The organism is Pseudomonas sp. A-B-19, from assembly GCF_019947515.1.
Taxonomy (GTDB): domain Bacteria; phylum Pseudomonadota; class Gammaproteobacteria; order Pseudomonadales; family Pseudomonadaceae; genus Aquipseudomonas.
In genome coordinates this window covers 1-26,777 of record NZ_JAGYGN010000014.1, presented here as the reverse complement: position 1 = coordinate 26,777, position 26,777 = coordinate 1, and the positions used below count along the sequence as shown (strand labels likewise).

General features: G+C 58.2%; 29 protein-coding genes and 2 pseudogenes. 11 read left to right on the top strand and 20 right to left on the bottom strand.

Going from position 1 to position 26,777, the window contains the following annotated elements; genetic code table 11:
* Positions 1-109: 109 nt before the first annotated feature.
* From KGA81_RS16845 to KGA81_RS16795, 11 genes and pseudogenes are all read left to right on the top strand, one after another.
* Entirely contained in the window at positions 110-1,426 is a 1,317-nt protein-coding gene (locus tag KGA81_RS16845; protein ID WP_223547312.1) for an MFS transporter, read from the top strand.
* A 206-nt stretch (positions 1,427-1,632) separates the two neighbouring features.
* The gene (locus KGA81_RS16840) at positions 1,633-2,925 is read left to right on the top strand and encodes an OprD family porin (RefSeq protein WP_223547311.1); all 1,293 of its coding nucleotides are present in this window, start codon (positions 1,633-1,635) and stop codon (positions 2,923-2,925) included.
* 447 nt (positions 2,926-3,372) lie between these two features.
* Positions 3,373-3,630 carry a hypothetical protein gene (locus KGA81_RS16835; RefSeq protein WP_223547310.1) on the top strand — a complete coding sequence of 86 codons (258 nt, stop codon included), beginning with the start codon at positions 3,373-3,375 and terminating at the stop codon, positions 3,628-3,630.
* 132 nt (positions 3,631-3,762) lie between these two features.
* Positions 3,763-4,119 (top strand): type II toxin-antitoxin system RelE/ParE family toxin, encoded by a 357-nt coding sequence (locus KGA81_RS16830; protein WP_223547309.1) that lies wholly within the window; start codon positions 3,763-3,765, stop codon positions 4,117-4,119.
* Positions 4,116-4,418 carry a helix-turn-helix domain-containing protein gene (locus KGA81_RS16825; protein WP_223547308.1) on the top strand — a complete coding sequence of 101 codons (303 nt, stop codon included), beginning with the start codon at positions 4,116-4,118 and terminating at the stop codon, positions 4,416-4,418. Before KGA81_RS16830 ends, KGA81_RS16825 begins: the two co-directional genes overlap by 4 nt.
* 172 nt (positions 4,419-4,590) lie before the next feature.
* Positions 4,591-5,298: pseudogene (locus KGA81_RS16820) on the top strand (tyrosine-type recombinase/integrase); the annotation flags it as partial.
* Positions 5,299-5,639: 341 nt separating this feature from the next.
* The gene (locus KGA81_RS16815; protein WP_057714306.1) at positions 5,640-5,849 is read left to right on the top strand and encodes a hypothetical protein; all 210 of its coding nucleotides are present in this window, start codon (positions 5,640-5,642) and stop codon (positions 5,847-5,849) included.
* 162 nt (positions 5,850-6,011) lie between these two features.
* Positions 6,012-6,704, top strand: coding sequence for an HNH endonuclease (locus KGA81_RS16810; RefSeq protein WP_223547307.1), 693 nt, complete (start codon positions 6,012-6,014; stop codon positions 6,702-6,704).
* Positions 6,701-7,342: a hypothetical protein gene (locus KGA81_RS16805; RefSeq protein ID WP_223547306.1), complete on the top strand. Its 642-nt coding sequence runs from the start codon at positions 6,701-6,703 to the stop codon at positions 7,340-7,342. The genes KGA81_RS16810 and KGA81_RS16805 overlap by 4 nt, the downstream gene beginning before the upstream one ends.
* Positions 7,342-7,635: a nucleotidyltransferase domain-containing protein gene (locus KGA81_RS16800; protein ID WP_223547305.1), complete on the top strand. Its 294-nt coding sequence runs from the start codon at positions 7,342-7,344 to the stop codon at positions 7,633-7,635. Before KGA81_RS16805 ends, KGA81_RS16800 begins: the two co-directional genes overlap by 1 nt.
* A 19-nt stretch (positions 7,636-7,654) precedes the next feature.
* Positions 7,655-7,738: pseudogene (locus KGA81_RS16795) on the top strand (DUF159 family protein); the annotation flags it as partial.
* Between the two features lie 65 nt (positions 7,739-7,803).
* On the opposite strand, the gene KGA81_RS16790 reads toward KGA81_RS16795, so the two are convergent.
* The 20 genes from KGA81_RS16790 to KGA81_RS16695 all read right to left on the bottom strand — a co-directional run.
* A complete protein-coding gene (locus KGA81_RS16790; protein ID WP_223547304.1) occupies positions 7,804-10,704 on the bottom strand; it encodes a TrlF family AAA-like ATPase in 2,901 nt (966 codons plus the stop codon).
* 154 nt (positions 10,705-10,858) lie between these two features.
* Entirely contained in the window at positions 10,859-11,653 is a 795-nt protein-coding gene (locus KGA81_RS16785) for a DNA adenine methylase (protein ID WP_223547303.1), read from the bottom strand.
* 201 nt (positions 11,654-11,854) lie between these two features.
* Positions 11,855-12,889, bottom strand: a complete 1,035-nt coding sequence (locus KGA81_RS16780; RefSeq protein ID WP_223547302.1) for a phage late control D family protein — start codon at positions 12,887-12,889, stop codon at positions 11,855-11,857.
* A 53-nt stretch (positions 12,890-12,942) separates the two neighbouring features.
* Positions 12,943-13,149, bottom strand: a complete 207-nt coding sequence (locus KGA81_RS16775) for a tail protein X (protein ID WP_108217354.1) — start codon at positions 13,147-13,149, stop codon at positions 12,943-12,945.
* Positions 13,124-13,981, bottom strand: coding sequence for a phage tail protein (locus tag KGA81_RS16770; RefSeq protein WP_223547301.1), 858 nt, complete (start codon positions 13,979-13,981; stop codon positions 13,124-13,126). The genes KGA81_RS16775 and KGA81_RS16770 overlap by 26 nt, the downstream gene beginning before the upstream one ends.
* Positions 13,982-13,990: 9 nt before the next feature.
* A complete protein-coding gene (locus KGA81_RS16765; RefSeq protein WP_223547300.1) occupies positions 13,991-16,342 on the bottom strand; it encodes a phage tail tape measure protein in 2,352 nt (783 codons plus the stop codon).
* Positions 16,343-16,484: 142 nt separating this feature from the next.
* The gene (locus tag KGA81_RS16760; RefSeq protein ID WP_090455557.1) at positions 16,485-16,793 is read right to left on the bottom strand and encodes a phage tail assembly protein; all 309 of its coding nucleotides are present in this window, start codon (positions 16,791-16,793) and stop codon (positions 16,485-16,487) included.
* A gap of 11 nt (positions 16,794-16,804) precedes the next feature.
* On the bottom strand, positions 16,805-17,308 hold the full coding sequence (locus KGA81_RS16755) for a phage major tail tube protein (RefSeq protein WP_085725766.1): 504 nt from the start codon (positions 17,306-17,308) through the stop codon (positions 16,805-16,807).
* 12 nt (positions 17,309-17,320) lie between these two features.
* On the bottom strand, positions 17,321-18,484 hold the full coding sequence (locus KGA81_RS16750; RefSeq protein ID WP_223547299.1) for a phage tail sheath family protein: 1,164 nt from the start codon (positions 18,482-18,484) through the stop codon (positions 17,321-17,323).
* Positions 18,485-18,580: 96 nt separating this feature from the next.
* Complete coding sequence (locus tag KGA81_RS16745; protein ID WP_223547298.1) at positions 18,581-19,168, bottom strand: hypothetical protein; 588 nt, start codon at positions 19,166-19,168, stop codon at positions 18,581-18,583.
* The gene (locus KGA81_RS16740) at positions 19,168-21,477 is read right to left on the bottom strand and encodes a phage tail protein (protein ID WP_223547297.1); all 2,310 of its coding nucleotides are present in this window, start codon (positions 21,475-21,477) and stop codon (positions 19,168-19,170) included. The genes KGA81_RS16745 and KGA81_RS16740 overlap by 1 nt, the downstream gene beginning before the upstream one ends.
* Positions 21,470-22,081, bottom strand: coding sequence for a phage tail protein I (locus KGA81_RS16735; RefSeq protein ID WP_223547296.1), 612 nt, complete (start codon positions 22,079-22,081; stop codon positions 21,470-21,472). Before KGA81_RS16735 ends, KGA81_RS16740 begins: the two co-directional genes overlap by 8 nt.
* Positions 22,078-22,965, bottom strand: a complete 888-nt coding sequence (locus KGA81_RS16730) for a baseplate J/gp47 family protein (protein ID WP_223547295.1) — start codon at positions 22,963-22,965, stop codon at positions 22,078-22,080. The genes KGA81_RS16735 and KGA81_RS16730 overlap by 4 nt, the downstream gene beginning before the upstream one ends.
* Positions 22,962-23,288 carry a GPW/gp25 family protein gene (locus KGA81_RS16725; RefSeq protein WP_223547416.1) on the bottom strand — a complete coding sequence of 109 codons (327 nt, stop codon included), beginning with the start codon at positions 23,286-23,288 and terminating at the stop codon, positions 22,962-22,964. Before KGA81_RS16725 ends, KGA81_RS16730 begins: the two co-directional genes overlap by 4 nt.
* A 13-nt stretch (positions 23,289-23,301) precedes the next feature.
* Entirely contained in the window at positions 23,302-23,523 is a 222-nt protein-coding gene (locus KGA81_RS16720; RefSeq protein WP_223547294.1) for a hypothetical protein, read from the bottom strand.
* 57 nt (positions 23,524-23,580) lie between these two features.
* Positions 23,581-24,141 (bottom strand): phage baseplate assembly protein V, encoded by a 561-nt coding sequence (locus KGA81_RS16715; protein WP_223547293.1) that lies wholly within the window; start codon positions 24,139-24,141, stop codon positions 23,581-23,583.
* Positions 24,108-24,659, bottom strand: a complete 552-nt coding sequence (locus KGA81_RS16710; protein ID WP_223547292.1) for a hypothetical protein — start codon at positions 24,657-24,659, stop codon at positions 24,108-24,110. Before KGA81_RS16710 ends, KGA81_RS16715 begins: the two co-directional genes overlap by 34 nt.
* Complete coding sequence (locus KGA81_RS16705; RefSeq protein WP_223547291.1) at positions 24,652-25,017, bottom strand: hypothetical protein; 366 nt, start codon at positions 25,015-25,017, stop codon at positions 24,652-24,654. Before KGA81_RS16705 ends, KGA81_RS16710 begins: the two co-directional genes overlap by 8 nt.
* Positions 25,014-25,334, bottom strand: a complete 321-nt coding sequence (locus KGA81_RS16700) for a capsid cement protein (RefSeq protein ID WP_223529367.1) — start codon at positions 25,332-25,334, stop codon at positions 25,014-25,016. The genes KGA81_RS16705 and KGA81_RS16700 overlap by 4 nt, the downstream gene beginning before the upstream one ends.
* A gap of 67 nt (positions 25,335-25,401) precedes the next feature.
* A partial coding sequence (locus KGA81_RS16695) for a ClpP-like prohead protease/major capsid protein fusion protein (protein WP_223547290.1) occupies positions 25,402-26,777 on the bottom strand: 1,376 nt, incomplete at its 5' end.

The following is a 26,777-nucleotide window of genomic DNA, read 5'->3' as shown; positions in this document are numbered from 1 at the left end:
AAACCCTGCCCAGTCTTCTGACACTGCCTTTGGAAGCCGCCGACCGGTGCTACCAAAGCATTGATCCGCGGCTAAACAACAATCACAAAGTCACCGCCAGGAGACACCCATGCCCTCTGCAAATGTAGGTACACCCACTGCGACCACCGTCGCAGACCCAGTCCAGGCGCTTTACCGCAAGATCACCTGGAAGCTTATTCCCTTCCTCTGCTTCTGCTATCTGGCCTCCTATCTGGACCGGATCAACGTCGGCTTCGCCAAACTGCAAATGCTCGAGCATCTGCAGTTCAGCGAAACGGCTTTCGGCCTGGGCGCCGGTCTGTTTTTCGTCGGCTATATCATTTTCGAGGTTCCGAGCAATCTGGTCCTGGAAAAAGTCGGGGCGAAGATCTGGATCGCCCGCATCATGATCACCTGGGGGCTGCTCTCGGCCTGCACCATGCTCGTCACTTCCACCACGCAGTTCTACTTCCTGCGCTTCCTGCTCGGCGCCGCCGAAGCGGGCTTTCTGCCGGGGGTGCTGTATTACCTGACCACCTGGTTCCCGACCTATCGCCGCGGCCGCATCATCGCCTTGTTCATGATCGGCCTGCCGTTGTCCAGCGTGCTCGGCGGCCCGCTGTCCGGCTGGATCATGGGGCATTTCGATAACGCTGGCGGCCTGCGCGGCTGGCAGTGGCTGTTCCTCCTCGAAGCGATACCCAGCGTATTGCTCGGTGTGCTGACCTTCTGGGCCTTGCCGAACAACTACCGCCAGGCCAAATGGCTCAACGATGACGAGAAAAACCTGCTGGAACAGGAACTGCGCGCCGACGACGCCGACTCCTCCGGCAGCAAGCACAGCTTTCGCGACGGTTTCTTCAACCTGAAGGTGTGGATGCTCGGCGGCATCGACTTCTCGATCCTGCTCAGCGCCTATGCCATGGGGTTCTGGATGCCGACCTTCATCCGCAACGCAGGCGTCGTCGATACCTTTCACATCGGCGTGCTCACCGCGCTGCCGAGCATCGCCGCGTTGCTGGGCATGCTGTTGATCGGCGCCAGCTCCGACAAACACCGCGAACGCCGCTGGCACATCATCGTACCCTTTCTGGTGGGCGCGGCAGCCATGGCCAGTGCGCCCTTCTTTGTCCACAACGTGGTGGCGACCGTGGCGCTGTTCGCTATTGCGTCGGCGGCGATCATCGGCGCGGTGCCGGTGTTCTTCAGCCTGCCAGCAACCTTTCTCAAAGGCACCGCGGCGGCCACCGGCTTCGCCCTCGCCTGCTCGGTGGCGAACATTGCCGGGCTGGTCAGCAACTCGCTGATGGGCGTGGCCATCGACGTCACCGGCAGCAGCGCCGGCGCACTGTGGTTCTTCGCCGGCTGCCTGATTCTCAGCAGCTTCCTGGTGATCGCCCTGCCGGCCAAGCTGGTCAATCGCTAAGACACGTAAGCCAGGCGACTGCGTGTCCTGGCGCAAGTCGCAAGGGGGCCTCATACGGCTCCCTTGCGACTGATCCCTCCGACGTGGAGCAGATCGAGCCCGGGCCGCGAGCCGCCGGCCAACCCCATGTTCAAGCCCTCCATGCGGACAAGCCTCGGCTTCGTCTGACGGGAGGCGCTATGCCCTGATTCCGGAGTATCAACAGCATGCACACTCCAGCACTGCGCAAAACCCATGCAATCAGCGGCGCCCTAGGCGGCTGCCTGACACTCGGCCTGGCTCCGCACCTGCTCGCCGAAGAAACAGGCTTCATCGAAGGCGCGACGGCCAACGTGCAACTGCGCAACTACTACTTCAGCCGCGATTTCTCTGACATCGTCGGCCCCAACAAGCAATCCAGGGCCGAGGAGTGGGCCCAGGGCTTTATCCTTGATGCCCGCTCAGGCTACACACCGGGCAATATCGGTGTCGGCGTGGACGTGCTCGGCCTCTACGGTGTCAAGCTCGACAGCAGCCCGAGCCGGGCCAGGACCGGACTGCTGCCGACACACGTCGACGGCAGATCCGCCGATGAGTACGGCCGCCTGGGTGCGGCGATGAAACTCAAGGTCTCCAGCACTGAGCTGAAAGTTGGTGAGCTGCGGCCCAACCTGCCGGTACTGGTCTACAGCGATCTGCGCCTGCTGCCGCCGACCTACCAGGGCGCTTCGCTGGTTTCCAACGAATTGTCCGGACTGACCGTAAACGCTGGCCAACTGCACTCCACCAGCCTGCGCGACTCGAGTAACACCCAGGAGATGTATGCACTGATCAATGACCCGATCAACCCGGCGCGTATCGCCAATTTCACCAGCGATCGCTTCAACTATCTGGGTGCCGACTACCGTTTCAACGCCAATCGCACCAGCGTCGGTCTCTGGCAGGCGCAACTGGAAGACATCTACCAGCAGCGTTACTACAGCTTCAAGCACGCCGAGCCAGTAGGTGACTGGACGCTCGGCATAAGTGTCGGCTACTTCGATGCCCGCGATGACGGCCGGAGCATCGCCGGCAAGCTCGATAACCATGCACTGTTCAACCTGTTGTCGGCGAAGCGCGGCGGCCATACCTTCTACCTGGGCTACCAACAGATCGGCGGTGACGATGGTTTCATCCAGGTTGGCGCCAACACCAACCCGCTTGGCAACACCCTGCCTACCTACGAGTTCGCCGCACCGGATGAACGCTCCTGGCAAGTCCGGCACGACTACGACTTCGTCGCCCTCGGAATTCCCGGTCTGACCACCACTCTGCGCTACGTGACTGGAGACAACGTCACCACTGGGCGGGGGTTTGAAGGTCAGGACTGGGAGCGGGATCTGGATATTGGCTACGCTGTCCAGAGTGGAGTGCTGCGTGGAGTGGGTATCCGCATCCGCAACGCTATTGCTCGCTCCAACTACCGTAGCGATATTGATGAGAACCGGCTGATCCTCAGCTATAACATCAGCCTTTTCTGATAGCCGTACCCGCCGGAACTTTCAGGCAGCGTAAGCCAAGAACCTGGGCACCATCAGCGACGGTGCCCAGGAGCCGACATGGCGAAGCAGAGCCTCAGCGAGCATCATCACCCTCGGGAAGATCACCCCGTGGTGAACCGGCGGTTGGGGTGCCACGACACAAGGATCCAACATCAATCAGTAGCACGCTTCGGGCAGACGCTACGCTTCCATTTTCTCCTGCAGGCCGCCCACCGCTGGAGAGTGGGTTGGCTCACAAGCTTGGTGAATGGTGGTCTTGCGGTATTTCAGCATGCCACTACTGTGTGTTCACGCCGACACCGAATTGACCCACGTGCCGGCGCAAGACTGCCCCACCTCCAAAAAGCCCAGCGGGTGGGCTGGGCTTTTGGCTGAGATCCAATTTACTTTTTCTTCACTAGTTCAAATGCAAACAAGGAATGTGGAATGCCCACCCTCACCTTCAAATGTCTCGGCCACACCAAGCGGGATGACGGCCTGATTGGGCGCTACCACCTAGAAGTGACCGATACCCGGAGTGGCAAGACCGCCACGGTCTCAGTCGAGCCCAGGCACCTTGCCTCGGCCCGAAGCATGAAAAGGATCCTGCTGGATCGGTGCATGTTCTACAGAGCAACGCGCGAGGAGCACGATCAGATGCTGCTCGGAATTCTTGATCCGCAGTCTGCAGCAGCCCAAGAGTAGTCCGGCCCGCAGGGTTTTCCCACGCATTGAGCTACGAATTCGCCGCCGAACTCTTCACCGCATTGATCACCGCATTCTTCTCCGTATTCAACTACAGGTTGAATAGCGCACCAATTTTGGTACACTCACCATATGAGTGAAAAGCAACCAACATTGAACGTCCGCTTTTTTCGCACGGAAGCGGGTAACGAACCGGTGCGCGAATGGCTGACCGAAATCCATCGCGATCACAAGCGAATGATTGGAACTGAAATAAAAACGGTGCAGATCGGATGGCCAATCGGAATGCCTGTTGTTAGAAAGCTCGAAAAAGGCCTGTGGGAAGTCCGGGTAAACCTAGTTGATACCATAGCCCGAGTGCTCTTCACCGTAGACGGCAACTTCATGGTTCTGCTTCACGGTTTCATCAAGAAGAGCCAGAAAACACCTGCGTCCGACCTGGAAACCGCCAGACAGCGCAAAGCAACACTAGAGAGGAACAAGCAATGAACCAGCACATCGGCTCCGATTTCGACGACTTTCTTGCAGAACAAGGTCTCGCAGAGGAAGTGTCTGCTGCTGCCCTCAAGCGTGTCATCTCTTGGCAGATCGCTGAAGCCATGAAGACCCAGAAGGTAACAAAGAAGGCCTTGGCCGAGCGCATGCACACAAGCCGAACTGCTGTGGACCGTGCGCTCGACCAAAATGATCCCGGCATGACTCTGGCAACTCTCTCCAGCGCAGCTCGGGCGCTGGGCCAGCGGGTAGAGGTTCGCCTTGTACCTGAGCGTGAAGAAGCTCATGCATAACACGTCCTCATCGACGACGAGGCCCGCCGAGTGCGGGCTTTTTTTCGCCTGTACGAATCCCCAGTAACGCGCCACCTTCTGCCGGTCGAAGCCGACACCGCGCTCGCCGATGGAAATTCGCTGACATAAGGGCGCACGGTTTTGTCGAACTCAGCGCGGCACATGCCCAAGTAGAAGGCCGTGGCTGGATAGCGTGCCGATGCTCACGAAGCTGGAAGAGAAGAAGTCGAGCCGCAAGCCGTACCCGATGTCATGGCAGGAGCAGTCGATTCTGTTTGCGGAATTGCCGGCTCACCTGCAAACGATGGCGCAGTTCAAGGTGAACACCGGCACCCGGGAGCAGGAAGTCTGCAAGCTGAGATGGGATTGGGAGATTGCGGTACCGGAACTCGGGAGCAGTGTATTTCTGATACCGGCTGATTTTGGCGGGAGACATGAACGGTCCGGGGTGAAGAACGGTGATGAGCGATTGGTCGTGCTCAACGACGTGGCGAAGTCGATCATCGACAAGCAGCGGGGCCTGAGCAAGGAATGGGTTTTCCCTTACAAGGACACCGCGATGCGCCGGATGAATGACTCGGCCAGGAAGAAGGCGCGGGTGAGAGCGGCGAAACTCTGGCAGAAGGAAAACCTTCGCCCCGCTCACCCAGGTTATGCATCCATAAGGATACATGACCTCAAACACACATTTGGCCGTCGGCTACGCGCAGCAGGCGTCACCGAGGAAGACCGCAAGGCACTTCTGGGCCACAAGAACGGCAGCATCACCAGCCACTACTCGGGCGCTGAGCTCGGGCATCTGATTGAAGCTGAGAACAGGGTATCAGCCACCGATTCGCGTGGACCGGTCCTGACGATATTGAAGAGGAAACAGGCGTGAAAAATCGAGAAGTCACGCAAAAGTCACGCACATGAAAAAGGCCAATGCTATGAACATTGGCCTAAGTCATTGAAAAATATGGTCGGGACGGAGTGATTCGAACACTCGACCCCTAGCACCCCATGCTTGGGCCAATAATAACCTAACCTATTGTTTTTAAAAGAATATTCACTTCTCTGCGGGTAACAAAGAATCCGCTTTTTTGTGTTTTTGCAAACGGAAACTCGCGGCCTCCAGAGGAGGTTTTGCGCACCTCTCTCCCGGCGTCCTGCCGACCGAGCATCAATCCCTTCATGCCCGATTTCATGATGCTACGATGAAATCTCCACGGAGGATTCGCGATGCCAAACTCAGACCTGCTCCCTTCCCTGCTCTTCAAGATCAACGAAAACCAGCTCGCCCTGGAAGCCGCCATCATGGAGCTTTCGAATTGGGTCGAGCAGCGCGGATCGGCTGACGTCGCCGATAACGTGCGCGGTGCCCTGGAAGCAATCGATAAGAATGAAGAGTTCATCAAAATGACGCTCGCGGTGATGATGGCGCCGGAATGACTGCAATCGGCTAAAGTAGTCGCTCGATTTATAGTCGCCCCTACAAAATGGTGAAGCATGTTTTCTTCGTCAACTCTCAGCGTCAGTATTTGTCGTTATTGATCTATTTGGGCTGTACCTTCTGCACCATTTCTAGTCTCGTCGGATTTTAGGCTCCCAACCATGGCAGATCGCAAACATATACCTAAAGAAACGAAACTGCGGCTGTTTTCTGAAGCCGCAGGTCACTGCCAACACCCCGAGTGCCTCCAGCCTCTATTCCCAGCTGAAATGGGCGGAGACAAGCATATAGCCGAAATGGCTCATGTGATTCCGCACGGAGAATCGGGACCGCGCCACGAAGAAAGGCCCGCCGGAGAGTTCAAGGCTGACTCTTTTGAAAACCTTATTCTGTTATGCCCGACCTGCCATACGATCATCGACAAGGATCCCGACGGATATAGCCGGGGTACATTGCTAGGCTGGAAAAGTAACCACCTCGCTGCCTTGGCAACCAAGCAAGGAATTCGTGCCTACGATGAGCGCGGCCAAGTCAGAGACGCTGTGGTCGCCGCCATGGCCGAAAACAAGGCCGTATGGAAGGAGTTCGCGCCTTCCGATGGATCGAGCTTCGAATATGATCCGGAATCTGAAGCAGCTATGACGTGGGTGCAGAGGATGCGAGGGGTCATTCTGCCTAATCATTTCCGCATCCAAGCCATCATCAAGGCAAACCTGCACCACATGACGGAAGCTGAGCGACAGACATTCGCTCGATATCAAGAACATGTTCGAGGTCTCTCAGAACGTCACGTTTGTGGTGTCGCCGGCGGTGCTATCCGCTATCCCGCAGAAATGGATGGAATCTTCAAATGAACTGGCAGGTGAATTACGCACTTAAAAATATTTGGGCAAATCACGGAGCGGCGTCGGCGCAGCATATCCGCGATGACGCTATCAAGATCACGATGCCTGACCGACCCGATGTAGTGGCGGTTATCTCGGCCGCCTACGCGATCAACGCCGAATTAGCAATGAGATACCATGCGGATTTCCCCGACATGGATTTCCTATGCGGATATCGAAAGGAGTGTATCTGGGAAGGCGAGGCGATTAGATATTTAGAAAGCAACACAGTAGGCTGGGGAAACGCCGGCACACTCGGTTCCGCCATTTACACAGGCGACGTAAAGACTGCGGCCCAGAAGGACTACTTCTTCTCGTATCGGCTCATACGGCAAATTAGATCCGTTACGAACCTCGATAGGGAGTTTGATCGCGTCTTCACGATGACGCTCGCCAATGGGCGCACCTTCCGGGTAGGCATGATTATGGAGTACGAGCCGACAGCCGATGCCATTCGCACCTTCTGGGATCGGTTCGGCCCCATCGATATTGCCTGGCACATCAATCCCAATGGGTATCCTACTCAGAATGCCATAGAAGCAGGGCGAAGCCTTGGATGCGAGGTAATGAAATGGGACGAGTTAAAAGTGCTGTTACAGAACCGCTGATGACGGCACGTGAAGTCGCAAAATACCTACTTAGATCCTGCGAGACCCTGCGGGAGTTCGAGTCCTTCATGTTTGGCTCTTCGCTGTTCGGTGTGGGCAGCGATTTTGACATTTTGATCGTCGGCCCGTCTGGCGAGCCTCTGTCTCGACTGAAGGCGGAATTGAGAATTGCAGGAAAGGAGTTACCGCTCGACGTTCTATTTATGCTGCCGGCGGAGGCGGAGGCGACAGGGTTTGTCACGAGCGAAGGATGCATATCTCTCGCGCGATTGGCCGCCTCCGAAAAGCGATGACTTTCTTCATGCAGGCGCGTTCCAACATGACGGCATTGTGATCATCACCGAAAGCGCTAGCGGGATGGTGAACATTCACGATCGACGCCCTGTCGCGCTTTCCCGGAACTCGCTTATCATGAACACATTATTGAACCAATAACCTTTACAGCGCTTACCATCAGAGTATTAAACTTTGAAGCCGTACTTCATTTCGCGCTCTTTGAATGCTGAAACTCCACCTTCGAGTATTTCACATACATGCTGGCGTATCCCCTGACTTCTCAACGCCCCATCATGAACCAAGGTATCAAATGTACACTCCAAGCTACCGCTAAAGTATTCGAAACGATATTTTCCGACATCACCATCTATTTGCTGCCCAGCTTGGTTCGCCACAATTACACACTCTGCATCCGCAGCGACTACCAAGTTGGCATTATGTGTAACCATGATAATTTGCCGCGAAGCTTTTTTTTGCCTCACAAAATCTTTCAATTGATCATAAATCGTTCTGTTATCCAAATTATCTTCAGGCTGATCAATTAGTATAGGATGCGACGAATTGCTTAAATGCAATATCAGGTTCAACAGCACCAAGCCTCGTTTTCCCGGCGACATTGTGGCAATATCATCATCTTTATAACGAACAATGTAATTTATATAAAAGCAGTCACTGTAAAGCCTTTTCAGCACATCAATATCTTCCACACCTTTACGGACCGTCGGAACTCGCGACTTTTTCATGAAGTTGTCATGAATATCCTTAACGCGTGCAGCTTGCTGATTTATGTCAAAATTGAATTCACCACTTGGCAAAACTAGCGAACCAAGTAAAGCATCCAAACTTCCGCGCCTATCAAATGACAATACAAATTCATTAAAGCGATCTTCCTTAAATGCCACCACCGCGGAAACATTAACACCGGCATCAAATTGGTACTCAGGTTTTTTAATTTCCTCAGCATATACCTTGTAAGCACTCACAAGCTTTTCGTACAACGAAAACAACTCGTTTTTGCATTCAATTCCCTGCCGCTTAATTGACTCTTGCTTCTCAAGTATATCGTCGATATTTTTTAGCTTTGCCTCCTCAACGCCAAGTTGTTTTATCGCAAGCTTTAGCGCTTCTTGATCAACAATTTTAATTAGCAATGGTTGAAGTGCTTGCTCATTCGCAAAAGATATATTTTTAAGTTTATCTTTCGAGCCTGGAATGCAGTCAATCCTAGACAGAATTCCTTTGTGGAATTTTGCTAGGGCTTCGTTTAGATTCACCTCCAGTGATGCCATCATTTTAATGACATATAAAGAATCACCCGGCAACTCAATTCCCGAAAGCAACTTATCTTTGAAATCTTCAACCAGAGCATCTGAAGCATCTTTTGTTGCGCTTATTGCCTGTCGGCTTGCCTCTTCTATCTTTACGAGAACTGCTTCCCGGTTATCCAACGAAGCCTTACGAGAGGTCAATCGCTTGAATTGTGCTTCCTCAGACTCTGTAAATCCTGACTTATCTCGCAAGGCAGCAATGCTCACCTTCAACCGCTCAACTTCTAATTCTACCGCTGGTCGTGTGCCAAACGCCTCCGACTCCTTACCCAACAGATGGTATCGTTTCCGTAATTCAAAAAAAGAATCAATCTTTGCGCCAATCTCCTTATCAACAGAAGTTATGACCCTCTCCTGAGCCTCCGAGAAATTTTTAAAACCCGAGTTCTGTTGGAGTATATTTTTTACCAATGAATTCAACTGCCCTTTACCGTCCTCCTCCGCTAAATGATTAATATACAACTGAGGGATATAGGTAATAGGTTTTCTATCGTCAAGCTCGGACAGCTTGCTTACATCACCATTCGACCAAACAACTTCAAAGTCGACAGAACTCAGCCCAGTGTAGGCTGACGACTTAGACAGCCTTACTTTTTGATCAACTTCTTCGGCATTGACTGCTCTCGCCATATGATAGAGCAATAAAGATTTGCCAGAAGATTTCCCACCGATAATAGTATTAAGATCGGGATTTAAAAGCTGCCAGTCATTACTAAACAATTTATCTGAACCATGCTCTAAAAACCGAACACGGTCAATTGTCTGATAGCTACTTTTTTGTTGTGGACATAGCTCTTGTATTGATACCCTGGAGCTTGGGTCGTACACAACTTGTTTCAAACCCTCGAAAGTCAGATCACTTTTGATCCACGTATGTCTGTTCATGGCCGGGCGAAACATTTCTTCCTTGGTGTGAGCATCGGACCCCCACAAACAAGCTTTAATCGCACCAAATTCTTTAACAAAGGAAACTTTATCAACACCACCCAGGAAAAATTTTGCGGTTTTAGGATTGGAGGAAAATATAAAATGCGCCTGCTTTATGAGAGTCTTGCGTATGTTGTGCCCTTGGGAATTCCAGTGCACATCACTTAGATCTTCATCGCAGGGCAACGCAATTAGATACTTGTCTTTAAATGTGGCATTGCGGCTCAAAATCTTTATCAAATCATCTTCATCGACCGATGCATTCATCATTCCGACAAATAGTTCGCCGCCCAAATCCGCAAAGGGAGGATGTTCTAAAATCAACCTTCGCCCTAATTCTTCTAAATTTGACCTTGTTAGTGGACGGAGTTCGGCTTGAGATCCTGTTGATGCATCAAAACACAATTTCACTTGAGAAATGAAATCACTCTCTATCTTCTCGAGAGACAACTCATCCGAAAGCACCACATGATAATTAACCTTTCTATTCCAAGATAAATCCCGTTCCTTACCCAAGACCAGCTTGGTTAAACGAAATTCAATATTCGGAAATATAGTTATTTTTCTGATTGCATCCAGAGTCTGAGAATCGAAAAGCGATGCCATCTTTTGCGCATTATCAAGATAATCCCGCTTTAAAATTCTATATCCCTCTGGAAGAAAATAGTCGGTTATACCGATGACGCTTATTTCAGCAGCAATGGCGCGAGTGAATAGCTCAACGACATATGTATCCCAGTCCTGACCAAACTCGTTTCGCAGGACAGAAGCCGGCGTGTGAACATGCAAGTCCCATTTCCGCCATTCTGAACCTCTCGGATACATGATCATTTTAATCTCCATTTAACACGTCACTAGCTGAGCTTTTGCCCGTGAATTCACGCATCGGCGCCATAGCATGGCACAGAGCCATCCAGGAGAGCCTGACTCAGTTATCACTCCTGACGCAATAGCGAGCCTTTTCCATGGATCATCTGTCTAAGATTTAAAATAATCCTCCCAGAGCTACGGGCTCCCAATTCATGATCACCAATTCACCACTGACCTCAGCCTTGCCCTGCCGCTGGTTGGTCGTGGTGTAGCGGATATCCAACGTCTCGAAATGAAAGCCTTCAAATACCCGGCGGATGTCTGGGTGGTCGTTGATGCTAACCATCACCCTGCCCTTACAGCGGCGCATGAAATCGGCCATACGCTCATAGTTCTCAAACGGAAAATCCACCCCATAGCCTGCAGTCTGCCAATACGGCGGGTCCATGTAGTGGAAGGTATGGGCACGATCGTAGCGTTCGGCGCACTCCAGCCAGGGCAGGTTTTCCACGTAGGTGCCAGACAGGCGCTGCCAAGCGGCCGAGAGGTTTTCCTCGATCCGCAGCAGGTTGATCGACGGGGTGGTGGTCGCGGTACCGAAGGTCTGCCCGGACACCTTGCCGGCGAAGGCATGGTGCTGCAGGTAGAAAAATCGGGCGGCGCGCTGGATGTCGGTGAGGGTTTCGACGCGGGTCATTTTCTGCCACTCGAACACTTGGCGCGAGCTGAGCGCCCACTTGAACTGGCGCACAAATTCTTCGAGGTGATTCTGCACCACGCGGTACAACGTCACCAGGTCGCCATTGATGTCGTTGAGCACTTCCACGGGCGCCGCCTGGGGCCGCATGAAATACAACGCGGCGCCGCCAGCAAAGACTTCGACGTAGCATTCGTGGGGTGGAAACAGCGGAATAAGACGATCGGCCAGACGGCGTTTGCCGCCCATCCAAGGGATGATGGGTGAAGACATGGATAGCAAGACCTTTACTGTATAAATAAACAGGTGCTAGGCTCGCTCTGCTTTGTGCACAGAGCAGGAGCCTTGGCGGGACTTGCAGGGACAATCTGCGGGGACGGTGGCCAGGCTGGATGTTGACGCATCCAGACTGGCCGCTCCTTTTACTTTAATTTTTGAAACTTTTGACTCGGGACGACTCATGCGCCCGGGCGATCAATCCGGCACTTCAAGCACGACTTTCTGCGGCTTGCCGGACGCCTTGGCCTTGCCCTCCTTGCCGCCATTGCACTCCATCGACACCGTCCACCCGGACGGGGTAAAGGTGTGATCCACCGACTCCACCAGGTATTCACCATCGAGGCCGCGCTTGAAGCCTTGCGCCTGGATCATGACTTCGGCAAACAGGTCGGTCCGACCCGGCAGGTCGAGACGTACCGAGGCGGTCGAACGATTGAACGCCGCCAGACGGGCCTTGGCCGCTTCGTCGGCCGCCGTGCGATCCGGATAGATATGGCGATCGGTATGCACCGGCGGCAGCCCTTCGGGCACGTTCGGGTTGTCCAGGTGCGAGATGAGCAGCTCGCCGCTGGCCGGGTCCTGGTACTGGGTGTTGACGCCCTGATGCGTGCTGCGGTCGCTCAAGCGAAACCGCCAGCGGGTGACATCGCTGCGCTGCAGGGTGATGACCGCCAACGCCTTGCCACTGGCGCTCTGTCCGCCCTGTCGTGGCAGGACCAGCAGCTTGCCGTCGGCCACCTTGGCGGTGCAGTCGTGTTTCTTCGCCAGACGGGTGATGAAGTTGAAGTCCGACTCATTCAGCTGATCCATGCGTGGCACCCGGGTGTCGACCGGGCACGACGGCTGCCAGCCATTGCGCGCGGCGACATCGCCAACGATCTGCGCCAGGCTGACGTCCTCCCAACTGCCACTGCGGGTGGTCTTGCCGCTGCCACGCATGTCGCTGGCTTTGCCGCTGATCACCAGCGTGTCCGGCGGTCCGGAGACGGCCACTTCGTCCACGGTGTAGCGGCCCATGCGGGTCAGGTCAGCGCCGGCGTAGCCGAGGTAGATTTCGATACTCGCGCCACGCACGGGCAGCGACACCGCTCCGTCGCGATCATCAATGCGCAGCTCAAATGAATCCGAGGCCATCCCGGGCCGGTCGGCCAGCTGCAGTGAGACCAGCCGATCATTGATCAAGGCCGTGATGTCGGCGCCGTCGGCGACAATACGGAATAGCGGTTGCATGTCGGCACCCCCAGACAAGAAAAAGCCCGCACGCGGCGGGCTGGGTAACGGGATCAATCCCACAACGAAATGACGCTGTCAGTCTCCACTACCAGATCCGGCAACCTGATCAGCACGCCGGCCCGGAATGGTTGTGGTTCATCGGCCAGGCCCTGATTGGCCGCCAGTACCGCCTCGACGCTGCGGTTCAGGTGGCCGTAATAGTGGTGGCACAGGGTGTCGAGCAGATCCCCGTCAGCTGTTCTGCAGGTCATCGCCATAGCGGACAAACTCCAATGAAAAGCCCTGCTTGCGCGGGATCGCCCCGGGCAGTAAGGCGCTTTGCTCTTCTTCGATATTGGTCAAACACCAGTTGCCCAATACCTCGCCATAACCCGTGGTCAGGTTCAGTGGCAGCAACTTGGCGCCGATGCTGCGCAGCGTATCCAGCTGCTTCAGCCCGCCTTTGAAGCTCGGGTAGATCGCGCCCTTGATGGTGATTTTTTCCTCACCCAGACCCACCGCCTGCTGTGCCGGGCGCCGCGTCAGGCGTTCCTGCGCGGCCCAGCGAAACGACGTCTGCCGGCGGAGTTCGTCAAACGCTGCGGTGTCCAGGTTGAAGTAATACGGCCGCTCATTGGCCTTGAGCGGGTAGAGAATCAGCAGGTGTGGGAACGGCTTCACCGCGTCGGCTATCGGCGTCATGTCGCCGGCAAACCATTCCGTGGGGAGGATATTGCCCAACGCGGCATTGGCCTTGCCGGCCACCTTGTTGAACGCCGCGCCAAACCGGCCGATCTGTTCGGTCAGCGCGGAAAAGTGCTCTTCAAACTGCGCCAAGGCGCGCTGGGTCTGGTTGTAGTAGCTGGCGACCTTGCCAATCTTGGCCTGCGCCGAGTTGATCGCATCCTGCAGACGCCGGGTCTTGTCGCTCAGGTCCTCGCTGATAAAGGGCAGACCTTCCAGCGCATCCGCCGCCCCACTGATCTCATTGAGCGCGCCATTCATTGGCCCAGTCATGGACTCCAGGTCAGTGCGCCCTGCCTCCCCCGCGTCGACCATGTACTTCAGCCCGCCCTGCAGGTGCTGCAGGTAAGTTTTTTCATTCGCCATTTCACGTCCTCAACCCACGTGGGGTGCATCAAACAACTGCCGGGCACGTGCTTCCCGGGCGAAGTCTTCAAACTGACGGCGCAGGTACGGCATCAATTCTTGGACCAACTGTGCCGGGTCTTTCACATCGCCGTGCACCTGAAACACCGGGGCCGGGGCGAAAGTGAATTGCTGATCAACCTTCGGCCATTCGGGTGTCTTAGCCGCGGTGCTCGACATCAATGCCGCCGCCGTGACCGGCGCGGTGGGGGCGCTGTCCATCGAGCGCACGACCGCGCCAACCCCTTGGCCGGCGGCCATGGGAAAGATGCCGAGCGGTGCTTTGGGTACGATTGGCGTGTCCGGCCCACCAAATAACGCCTTGCCCATGGTCGCGCCCACGTCGCCGCCACCCCACGCCCCGAGCCAGGCACCGATCATCCCGCCCACTGCGGTGCCCAACAACGGTATGACCGAACCGATGGCGGCACCGGCGGCGGCGCCAGCCAATCCACCGGCAAGCCCTCCCGCCGCCGCGCCATAGCCTTCGGCCTTCTCATCGCGGGTGGTCGCATTCTGGTAAGTGTCCAACACCTGAACGCCGGCACCGACCGCCGCCAGCGCCCCACCCACTTTCAGGCCACGGGACAGCCGACTTGCAGGGCCTTTGCCCTTTCCGCCCTTCCCTTCTTTGCCGTGATCCAGCCCGTCGTCATCGCCGTCATTCGCGTTGGTCACGAATACCCGCTGCACGATATTGGACCGGTCGCCGGCCGAACCGCGCGCGATGTTCACCAGCCCCCGACCGATCTTCAGCGCGGCCCAGGCCTTGCCCGCCAGCAACGCTCCGGCACTCAACGCCGCCAGGCCCAGCACCACCTTGGGCGTCTCCTCGGACAAGGCGGTCAAGCCACGCGCTGCCGCACCGATACCGGTGGCCAGCGCATCTGTCGCCGGCCGCAGGGCATCACCGATCGCACGCAGCGAATCGTTGAACGCCTGACCGGTTTCGGCCCAGCGTTGCGACGAGCTCTCGCGACGTTCGTTTAGGTTTTTGTCGAGAATGTCCTTGCGCGGGCCGTCGGGGTCCGAGGCGCCTTTTTTCAGCTCCGCGTAGAATTTTTTGTTCTGGGTGTACGCCATCAGGGCCGTCTTGACCTGCATGTCGGCAAACAGATCGCCGGTACGCAACGTGGCGGCCAAGGCATCGGCCATCGCTTGCGCCTTAGCCGGGTCCGTCTCCTGGCTGATTTGGGTCAGCCCCTGATTCAGCTGCTTGGCCTTTTTCGGGTCGGTCTTTTCCACATACCGGCGCGCCAGTTCAAAGCTGGCTTCAAAGGTCGACAGGCCCTTGCCAATGGCGGCGTTCATTGAGCCCTGATAGTCGATCCCGGCATCGGCATAACCTTTGACCGTCTCCCCCGAGCCGATTTTCGCGATCCAGTTTTTCAGGTTGTTCGCCGCCTCATCGGCGCTGCCGGCGCTCTTGACCTGCACCTGCAGCATGGCGCCCAACTGGGTCACCGCCTCCTGACCGGTGATGCCGCTGCTGGCCATCTGCGCCAACAACTCCGGAAACCACTTGGCCATGTCGGCCGCCTCGAAGCTGCCTTGCTGGCCCAGCAGGGCAACCGACGCCAAGGCCTGTTCCATTTTTTTGGGGTCGGTGATCTTGGCGTTGTTCTGCATCGCCAGAATCATTTTTGCCGTGTCGGTACCCGACGCGCCCTGCCCGACTGCAAACTTGGCCGCCACCGGGGCGTACTTCAGCGCCTCGGCCAACTCCATGCCGCCGCCGACCAACTGGTTCACCAGGTCGGCCACCTGGGTGTTGGCCATGCCAGTGTCTTTTGAGGTCTGGACGATGTCGCGGGCGGTGTCCACTTCCTGTTGGGTGTTGGCGGTACCGGACTTGATCGCGATGTCGCGAATGATCGCCTGAAAATCCGCGCTGACCTTGGTCGGCACCGCCGCAAGGGTCGTGCCGGCCACCGCGGTGCCAAACCCGCTGCGCAGGCTTTCCTGCCCTTCCTGCACTTGGCCTATGCCTTTGGCCTTGAACTCGGCACTGCGCACCACCTTGCCCAGCGTCAGGTACTCCTGACGTAGGCGCCCGACTTCGACACCCTGCTTGCGCAAGCTGTTGGTGTTGGTTTCCAGTTTGCGCAGCAAGGCGTCGGCATTGGCCGCCCCGCTGTCGTGGGCTTTTTTCCATTCATCGCGTAGACGTATGGTCTCGCCGATGACTTTCTGCAAGCCCTTGGCGCGTGTGGTTTGCGCCTCGAGCTTTTTCATTTCGCCGCTGACATTCTTGAAGGCGGCGCCGAGGGAGGAATCGACGGCACCGCCAATCACCAGCCCGAGCGAGAGTTTGTTCGCCATGCAGGTTACCTGTGTGCGACGGGATTAGGCTCAGTCCGTGAGCCACCAAACCATCTCGGAAAACGACAACCCCTGAATCTCGGCCGCCGAAAAGTTCAGCTCGACGGCCAAGCGTTTGGCCAGGGCCTTTTGCAGCGCGGGGTTAAACCCCGTCATCTGCTCCCACACGAAAATAGGCGGTCTGCAGACGACGATAATCACGCATCAGCAGCCCCTCCAGATCCGCGCGGCCGATGCTCGCAAGACTGCAGAACAAAACCATTTCCTGTTCTTCTTCGTTGCTACCGCCCTGCAAGGTGGCGGCGCGCATCTCGCGCACCGTCGGTTCACGCAGGGTCAGCTTGTCGACCTGAATGCCGTTAGCCTCGCTCGGTCGGGATAGGGTTACGGTGGCGATGCCACTGCCCAGTTGCAGCCATTTCGGCAGGACGTTGTCTTTCGCGTTGCTCATGGTGCTGCTCCTTACATGCCCAAGGCGGACCGCACAGCGGCCAGTTGATCGGTACCATCGATGACGCGGATCGAGTTGAGGGGATCGATTTCAAACATCACGCTGCCGTCGATCTCCAGCTTGTAATAGGTCACCGCAACGGCGTACTTGAACTCGCCCTTTTCGCCCGGTTTCCAGTCCCCCGGGTCGACTTCCTTGAGGCTGCCACGCAGGGTGGCGACCACCGACTTGACCACACCTTTCTGGCCCTTAAAGGCACCGCGGAACGAGGCGTTGAACCCGGTCAAGTCGGACTGGCCGAAGAACTTCAGCACCTCGCGGCGCACCCCATTGGTGAGGAAGCTGGCTTCCAGCTTCTCCATACCCATGTCGAGTTCGACCGCCGCATCCATGCCGCCCGCGCGGTATTCGTCAGTCTTGAGGGTCAACTTGGGCAAGGTCAGGCTCGGCACATCGCCTTGCAGGCTGATACCGTCGACAAACAGGTTGGTGTTGTAGAGCACTTCCGGAATCATAAAGCGGCCTCCTTAGGCGGCGGTGTCCAGCACTTCAGTGATCCACTGATCGGTCACCTCCACGCGAAAGTTCGGGTTTTCGGCCGGCGGCACGTCGGTGAACCGAATGTTCCAGTACACCTTGCCGTCACTGAGTTCACTGGAGGTGTTCAACTCCTCGTCGGCATAGACTTCGAAGTTGATGATCGCACCCTGATTCTTCAGGTCGCGCATGAACGCCTGCAGGCCTTCGGTCACGTCCTTGACGTAGGTCGCAGTGATCGAGCGGTCCACGGCCCACTTGTGCGCGTAGAGGATGGCGTCCATGACGATGTCCAACGTGCGCACCCGGGTGACGAACTTCCATTTCGGGTCGCTGGACAGCGTGCGGTTGCCCCACAGGCGATAGCCGTCGTCACGAATGATCGTGGTGATGTTGGCGTTGTTCAGCAGATTGGCCCGGCACGAGGCATCGCCGTCGAGAAACTCGATCGGCCGCGTGGTGCCGGTGATGCCGACAAATTCCTTGTTCGACGGCGAAGCCCAGAAACCGTAGGTGGCATCGGTCCAGGCAAACAGGCCAGCGGTCCAGGCCGACGCCGGTGCGTTGACGGTGGCACTGGTCCCGGTGTCCCAGAACTGCACGCCCGGGTCGACCATGTAGGCGTGTTTGCTGCCGAAGTTGGCGGCATAGGCGATCGCGGCTTCGTCGGTGGTGTTCGGCCCGTCGAGGATGGCCATGGCCCGCATCTTGTCGCCCAGTGCCACCAGCTCGGTGGCCACCGCCAGCGTCGACGAGTACCCCGGAGTCACCAACAACCGTGGCTGGGCGTTGAACTTGCTTTTGCCATTGAGCAACGCCTGCATGCCGGTACGGCTGCCATCGGCCCAAACCCCGCCGATGATTGCCGACAGCTGCTCGGCCGGGTCTTCCAGCAGCGGCACGCCGACGGCGACAATCACCGCCTTCGAGCGTTTGAAAATGGCCTTGCAGTCCTGGGTGATCGCCGCATCCGGGCCCCAGGCCGCCACCGCTTCGCTTTCGCGGGTGATCAGCAGCAGTTCGTTGGCCGCCGCGGTCGCCGGCGGCCCCACCGTGAAGGTGTTGCACAGGCCGATGATCGACGCGGACGGGGTGGCGATATGCCGGGCGCCGGTGTCCACCAAGGTCACGGTGACGCCGTGAAAGAAACTCATAGAGTGATGCTCCAGAAACGAAAAAGCCCCGCACGAACGAGGCTGTGAGTGACGTGACGCGTAACGGAAAAGAAAACGCCCCGGCAATGCGGGGCGTCAGGACGCGGTGTTGGTCGATCCGTCCGGCTTTAGCGGCCGTTTATCACTGGCCGGAAAGTCCGGCGACCCAGGCCAAGCCCGCAGCTCATTGCGATAGGTGCGCCAGGCCAGTTCGGTGTTCAGCGCAGCCGGGTCAGCATCCAGATGCTTGTCGATCTCTCGGCCCGCCCAATGCAGTTCATTTTCAATCCATGACCGTTCTCGCAGGCTTTGAATCGCCAGATCGCGCGCGGCATCCAGTACCCAAACAAGACCATTCCAGACATAGGCCGCACTCGGTCGCGGCATGGTCGTCAGCTCGGCCGGTAACTCGCCAGGTATCGAATGCGTCACCTCGGCACCATCGGTGGTGCGGTAAGCTACGCCTCGGTAGTCGGGCACCACCAGCCACGTGCCATCCCTCCAGACCACCACCTCCCCGTCCCCGGCTTCGGGCGGTTCTTCCAACGTGGCGCCCGCTGGCAGACCGCAGCCACAGCTCACATAGGTTTCGTGTTGGCCGAGGTATTCGGTGGTGGTTTCACTGAACGTGTAAACGTCGATCCAACCGTTCTCATCAAAAAAACCATTCACTAAAGTCGTCATTAATACATCCTGCAGATGTAGTTGTACGCCACGTTGCGCATACGGGTTTCCGTGCTCACACGGGCAACCGCCGATGGATTGAAAGTTACAGACATATTGCCCGTTGTACTGACTCGTGGTGCAGCGGGTATATCACCCGTCATGTAACCAGTAGCCGTAAATACGCCGGTCGCGGTATTCACCAGCAACATCGAATCATCGTCCTGTAGCCTGAGTTCACCCGTCATGTTTTGTAGCGCGTCGAGTTGAAGGCTCAACACGGGCCGCCCAGAGTCGGGGTCAATTCCGCGCCCGCCATCCAAACCACGAATCGACTCGGCGCGCATGTCTGGCAGGAAGCCGCTGGGATACACGGTTGCCAATGCCGGGTACCACTCGACATTGAACGCCTGCCCCCCCATCAAAACGCATTTGTCGGGTGGCGTAGCGGTTGGCCATGGAAACGGCACGCCGACAGGGACGGAAAATATGGAAGCAGGATCAAAATTGCTTTCGGTCCAGATCCCCCCGAAATCCTGCGCATCAACCTGTATTTTTATTTTGCCCGAGGCGTTTGCATAGCCAATGTAGATTTTATTGGCGTCCTGACCCGCCACTCCGCCTTGCTGTACGGGCGTGAAGCCCAACGCAGGTTGGTACGCAGCAGGGTCAAAGTTACTAGTGTCCCAACCCGTTACCCACGCACTGAATACGTATCCCTCTGGGGTCTGAACACCGCCACGAGTAAGCGTTGTACCGGTGTCATAGCCGATGATTTGTTGCCAGAGGGTGTCTTGACTGACCGCAACCAGCATGGGGGAGAATTGACCGCCCTCTGGAACGTTCGGGCCCGGGTTCACCCGGTAAATACCCACGGTGGTGACTGTGTTTAGATCGGTGCCGTCGGGAAGGACAATCCCCCCGTGACCGATGCCATAAGCACCCGTGAGCAATACACGGCCTGGTGTGTCATCTTGGGGGTAGATTTGTTTAACCAGATTGGTTGAGTCCCAGATGCTTTCCCATTCGCCCCAAACACCGGCAGTCAAGGCCCGGCGGTTTAGAGTGTGGTCGGCATTCCCATAGATCTCCTGAAAGGCGTATTGACCTGGTGTAATCGCCGAGACGCGAACCCAACCCTCAAAGGGCGCGCCACCTGGCCCTCCCGCGCCATTGCTGACGAAATAGAGGGCCGTCACCGCGTTCAGGTCACCGATGTCAACATCACTGACCGCATAAGCGGCCCCGCCCCAGCCGAACGCTCCGACCTTCATCAGCGCATCAGGCGTTTCATCGTGCAGATGGACCTGCACAGCAGCGGTCGCGGCGGTGCCCAGCCCGAGGTTATTCCGAGCCTCGACCACATCCGCAACATCGCCCAGGTTTTCGCTGACTGCCATGGCATCGGTGATGCCGTAGCCGACCAGGGTGGTCGGGTTGGTGCCAGCGATCACACGCCCAAGGGCATCGACGGTGACACTGCGAAACGTGCCGACACCGCCCCCATTGCCGCCCGCGATCATTTCAAACTGCAAACCGGTGGTGCCGAGGGTGATCGGCGCGTCGGTGACCAACTGCCAGAGGCTGTCGCCGTTGGTCGTGCCCTGCTCGACGTGGATAAACAACCCCGGTGTCACTTCCAGGCTGTTATCGGCATCGGCGGCCCGCGTCCAGCCTTCGGCGCTGACGACATACAGGCCGTTGTCCTGGGCTTCTGTCTGGGCGGTCACCAGCACGCGGTCACCGACGACCACGGCCACGTCATCGATGGTCTGCACGTTGTTCAGGGTGATGGCGACCGTGGCCGCCACCCGCGCTGACTGTTTGTGATCCAGTTTGGCCAGTTCTTCCTGAATCTTGAGGTCTACGTATTCACGCGTGGCCAGCACCACGGCCGGGTCGATCTTCAGCACGATGTTCGCCGAGCTGCTGACGATGAAGTTCATCCGCACCACTTGGGTCTTGCCACTGCCCTGGTCCAGCAACGGCTTATAGCTCGGCGCGCAGTTGGCCACCGCCACCAGGTCGCCGTCGACGTCGTACAGGCCGATCTCGCGAATCCATTCACCGCCGACTTCGGGCGGGATGATCTGCTCGGTAATCACGGTGTTGGGGTTGGCCGGATCGACGCGGATCTGGTTGATCGGTGCGCGACGCCATTCGTTGATCAATTGGGTCTGCAGACGGTCAGGGATCGGGTCGGTGCCGTTGGCATCGCCCAAGCCCATCTCGGTAAACATCCAGTCCAGGCCCATGGCGATGGCATTGGCGTGTTTGGCTTCGCCGACCGCGGTGAGAATGGCAAAAAACTGACTGGTTTTATCAATCATAGGGATAAACGTCCAAAGTATCGGTTTCATCGACGCAGAGCGCCGGGCCAAAGGTGCCGGTCACGTCGATGTCTTTCGGAGCCGGGGGGTACACGTCGATCTCTTCGCCCTCTTGCACGCACACGGCGATGCCCAACACGCCCTCGGTCTGCAGACTGAGCGCCAGGTTGGTCATGTGCCGGCTGACCGGGCGGGCGTCGTCGATCAACCACGCCAGTTCCTCGTACAGTTCCTCGGTGATGCCGGCGTCATTCAACCCGACCTCCAGGGCGAACGTGCCGGGCACACCTTCCGGCTTGGTGTCGAACCACTCGACAACGTCAATCAGGTAGCCCAAGGGCTCGACCACCCGCCGCAACGCACCGATGGTGCCTTTGCGCGCATGCACGTCGTACGCGGAACGGATCGCCGTGCGCTTGGCCTCCTGGGACCAGTTGTTGTTCCAGCGGTCCACCGACCAGGCCGAGGCCAGGTACGGCAACAAGTGTTCGGGGCAGGTGTCGGCGTTGTACAAACTGCGCAGCGGAATCAGCGTGTGTTCGTAGTTGGCCGCCTCGACGGCCAGCTCCAGCGGTGTGCTGTTGAGGGGCAGCTGACTGCTCATGTCAGACTGGCTCCCAACACCACGTTGTAGCCCGTACAGTACGCCGCCTCGGCCTTGCTCGGCTTGAGATCGGTCCAGCCCAGCAGCTCAACCCGGGCGATGCCGGGAACGTGCAATTGCGCATCGATGCCTGAACGCGCCACCTCGAGACCCAGGCGACGGCGCGGGTTGATCCAATCGCTCAGGCGTTTCTGGCTTTCAGCCAGATAGGCTTCGTTCTCCGGCCCCGGTGCCTGCGGGTACAGCACCGCTTCAATGTGATAATCGATGACCACGGCGCTCTGCACCGTGAGCCGATCGGCCACCGGCCGCACGTCCTCATCATTGAGGTGCAGCCGGACCTCTTCCAGCAGTTCCGTCGAGGCCGCGCCACTGCCGTCGAGACTGAGCACGGTGACTACCACCACGGCCGGTGACGGGCTTTCCGCCGTGGCATCGGCCACCAGGCCCGATGCGTTGCGTGCATGCAAGATGTAGCTGTTACGCGGCCCCGCGGTGGTCAGCCCTTCATACGACAGCTGCACCCGCTCGCGCAGGGCATCGTCCTCTTCGAGCACCTGCGGCGTCGGCGGCACCGTGCTCGGATCTCCCGCCTGAATCACCAGGCGCTGCAGATTGACGTTGGCGGCCAGGTGATCGAGGTCGGCCCGCTCGGCATGGGCCAACAGCAAGGCCTTGCCCGCGTCGTTGACCCGCGCCCGGTTCTGCAAGGCGCCATACGCGGCCTGTTCGATCAGCTTGAGCACCGGGTCGCTTTCCAGCTCCGCGCTCCAGTTGTCGCCCATGCTCAGGCGGAAGGCTTCCAGCTTCTCCTGGTAGACCTCTTCAAAGTCGAGGTCCTCCAGCACTTGCGGCGGCGGCAGGGCCGCCAGTTCCATGGTCATGTGGACACCTCCAAAGTCACGTCGCTGCCCAGGTACTGCCCGGTCAGCTCGAACGTGATACGCCCGTCGAGAATGGCCACGGCGCGCACCCGCCCCAGCTTCAGACGTGGTTCCCAACGCCCGAGCGTGCTGGCCACCTCGGCCTGCACGGCACTCTTCCAGCCGTCATTGACCGGCAGGTCGACAAAGCGCCGCAGCTTGCTGCCGTATTCCGGGCGCATGCGCCGGCTGCCCAGCGGCGTGGACAAAATGTCCTCGATGGACTGGCGCAGGTGATCGAGGCCGGAAATGAGCTGGCCGGTGCGGCGGTCCAGTCCAATCATCCCGATCATTGGATCAGTCCTCGACCGCGACAAAATCCTTACGGCCGCGCAAATACTCGAGCGCGACCGTGTCATCCGACGCCACCGCGACCTGGCCTTTTTCGACGTTCAAGGTGCGCTCGGCGTCCAGCAGGACCAGCACCCGCGAGGTGTACAGCGTGTCGCGAAAGAAGCTCAGCGTGGCCGACGCGAGCGCATCCGTGGTGACCGGAACCGCCTTGGTTTTACTCGTCATGCTTTTTCTCCAGACATGAAAAAGCCCGCGCGCGGCGGGCTGAAGGTGAATGTGAACTCAATGCGAGTGATTGCTGCTGTTGCCCCCGGCGTCCATGATCGTGCCGGCGCCGGTGATGTCGCCGGATACACTCAGCGCGCCGTCGATGCTCACCTCACCCGCCAGGGTGATCTGGCTGGCCGTCACCCGGATTTCAGCCGGCGTCACTTCAAACTGCGAGCCACCCACCGCGATGGTCGCGCGGCTGCCATTGGGCAGGTCAATGCTGTATCTGCCGACCTGCCAGTCGTAGATCAGCGAGCCGCCATCGTCGAAGTACCAGGCCTCAACGTGATCGCGGTTGTCCGGCGGCGTTCCGGCGTTGCCATACAGCCCCGGGATAAAAGTGCCCATGGCCGGGTCCCCACTGGGGCTGAACAATGCGCCTTGCTCCCCCGGACTCGGCGCCCGCCAGTGGCGGGCCTTGCCGGCGGCCAGGCTGTGCCAGCGCACCCAGGCACTGACCCAGGTACCGGCCTTGACCCGCACCCGGCCGGCCATCAGATCGATGCCGACCACCACACAGGGCAGCAGCATCGCCGCGATCATCCGGTCGTGTTCAGCGCTGGCGTATCCCATGCCAGATCCTCCGGCTGAAAGTAGTGGTCTTCGTTGCCGGTACCGGTGCAGCCGTCGACGTTCAGGTACAGGGAACCGGGCGGCTCGACTGCCCATAACCATTCGGTTTCGCCGATCTGGAACACCTGCTTCCACTCAACGATCCACACCACAAATTGCGCCAGCTCCGGCATCGAGTCGTCCGGGAATGCACGGACGTCCTGCACCTCTTCGACAAAGTCCAGATCCCAATACTGCCCGCGCAGGATTTTGCTGATTTCGGCGGCCAGGATCGCAGCCTGCAAGGCCGCTTTACTGATGGTGGAATCGACCATGATGCACACCTGAAAGCGGCCGCTCAGGGAGGTTTTGCCGCTGCCATTGTCGGCGGCTTCGCCGATTTCCGTCAGGGCGAACAACACTGCCGGCAACCCCACTTCCGCATCCAGCTCGGGAAAAGCCTCGACGCTCACCACCGTCGGTAAGCCCGCCCGGAAGGTCGCCTCGATCGCATTGTGTAAGGTCGTGAGCTCATCCATTGTTCAAACTCAGTATGAAGTTGACCATGCCGGCACCGTCCGGCTCGCGCTTGCTGACCTTGTAGCGACCGCCGCCCTGCTCCGCCGGTAGATCGATGGTAAGAAAGGTGTCTTTCTCGATGCCCATTGCCTCCACCACGCGAGCCGTGAAGGTCGGCGCCAGAACGTTATCCGTCACGATGGCATTGCCCAGACGCACGCTCTTCGATTTGCCGCCGACATCCGCACCGACAAAGGGCGAGAAGAACGCACCGTACAGCGCTAGGCCGTCCGGCTTGATGGCGCGATCGCCGAGGCGATCGACCAGCACGGCATCCATCCGGGCCGTGACGTCACGAAAGCGGCCCAGCGTGGTCACTGGATCAACAACGCTTCGGCAATACCGCCGACCGGAGCGCTCATCAGCTTGCCGAACGGCACCAAATCACCGATGGCCGTGAGCGGATCAACCAGGACGCCGGCTTGCAGGGCCACCTTTTGCCCCTGTAGCAGCGCCGCATCGGCGTGCAGGCGCCAAACGCCGTCGAGATGGCCGACCAGGACATCACCCGCCGCGCCACTGGCGATCGGGATGACCACCGTATCCACCAGCACCAACGGCACCCCCGCCGTCGCGCCACCGTCTGGCGCCACAAAAGTCAGCGTGCTGCCGGGACCCGAATAATTCTTGGACATACGTATTTCTCCTGATCAGAAAAAACAAACCCCGCACGCGGCGGGGTATTGAGGGAAATCACTACCGTCAGCGGGCTTTTGTTGCTACCGCACCGATCGACTTGTTCAGACCACGATAATCCAGCGCCGCGACGCCGGCATCGATCCGCACCTTGCTCGTCACGCCATCGATGGTGAATCCCTGTTGCTGCTCCATGTAGGGCTGCTCTACGCCGTCCAGATAAGCGACTTCGATGGTGTCGGCGCCTTGGCGAGCGGCTTCATACCAGGTGATCGGCGAATCATCGTCCAGGCGTGGCTCGGCGATCACCGTGGCAAAATTGCGGATCGGGTTATCGATGCCGGCATTGGTATCGACGCCGGGCACCGAGGCCGAGCGAATCAGTTGATTGGTCTTGTCTTCCAGCGCCACCGGCACCAGGACAAACGCCGGGCGAATGTTCAAGGTGCGAGGCTTGCCGCCCTCGACCTCGGTTTTCTGCAAGGCCATGGCGGTCTTGGCCTTGCTAAGCGCTTCAATCGACATATTGGCGCCGGTACCGGAAAACAGGTTATTGCGCGAGGCATCGAACAGCTCTTTGCCGTCGCTCATCACCGGCGAATGGATCAGCGTGTCATAGACCAGATCGCCAATGGTGCCGCGTGCGGCCAGACCCATGTTGTAAGGCACGGTGCTCAGTTGGTCGAGGTCATCGTTGATGATCGCCTGACGGGTGATGCTGAACATCTCACCGTAGGTGGCCAGGCGGATTTTTTCGCCACGGTCGTTGGTGGTGATGTACTTGTATTCAGCCCCTGGGCGAACTTCACGCAGACTCGGGAACGCACCCATGCCGACCCGGGATGCCACCTTGAAGTCACTCAAACGGCCCTTTTTTGTCCACAGGTGATAGGTCTCCGGCGCCTCGTCCCAGCCGAGCAGGACCGACTTGGCGGCGCTGTCTACCAGAATGTTGCCGAAGTCGCTGGAGTCATGGGTGAACGCAAGGCCGACCATGGCCATCGGATCAAGGGTGGCCACCAGGATGCCGCGATCATGCAGCGAAGCGCGGGCCAGCTCGCGCAGGCTCATGTGGTTATAGGCGTTGTCTTTCTGGTTTTCCGCCTGTCCCAAACGACCCGCCAACGAGGCGCGCACCGAATCGCCGACCAGGTTGCCGTTGCCGATGTGGCCATGGTGGTGAGGTCCACCCGTCGGTGTGGTGGTCGAGCCCAGCGCAACCAGCAGTTTTTCCCGCGCCATCTCGGCCGTACAGCTCAGGTCATTGAGGCAGGTGTTGAGCAACTCGGTGTGGCTAGTGACCAGCGAACCGCAGAACGCGGCATTGATCGCCGTGCGGCGGGCTCCGTCCGCCGCCATGACTTGGGCGCGCATCTGATCCAGGGTCAGCGCGACCGGCGCCGGATCGACAGCTGGCGTTGGGGTCGGGGCTGGCGTTGGGG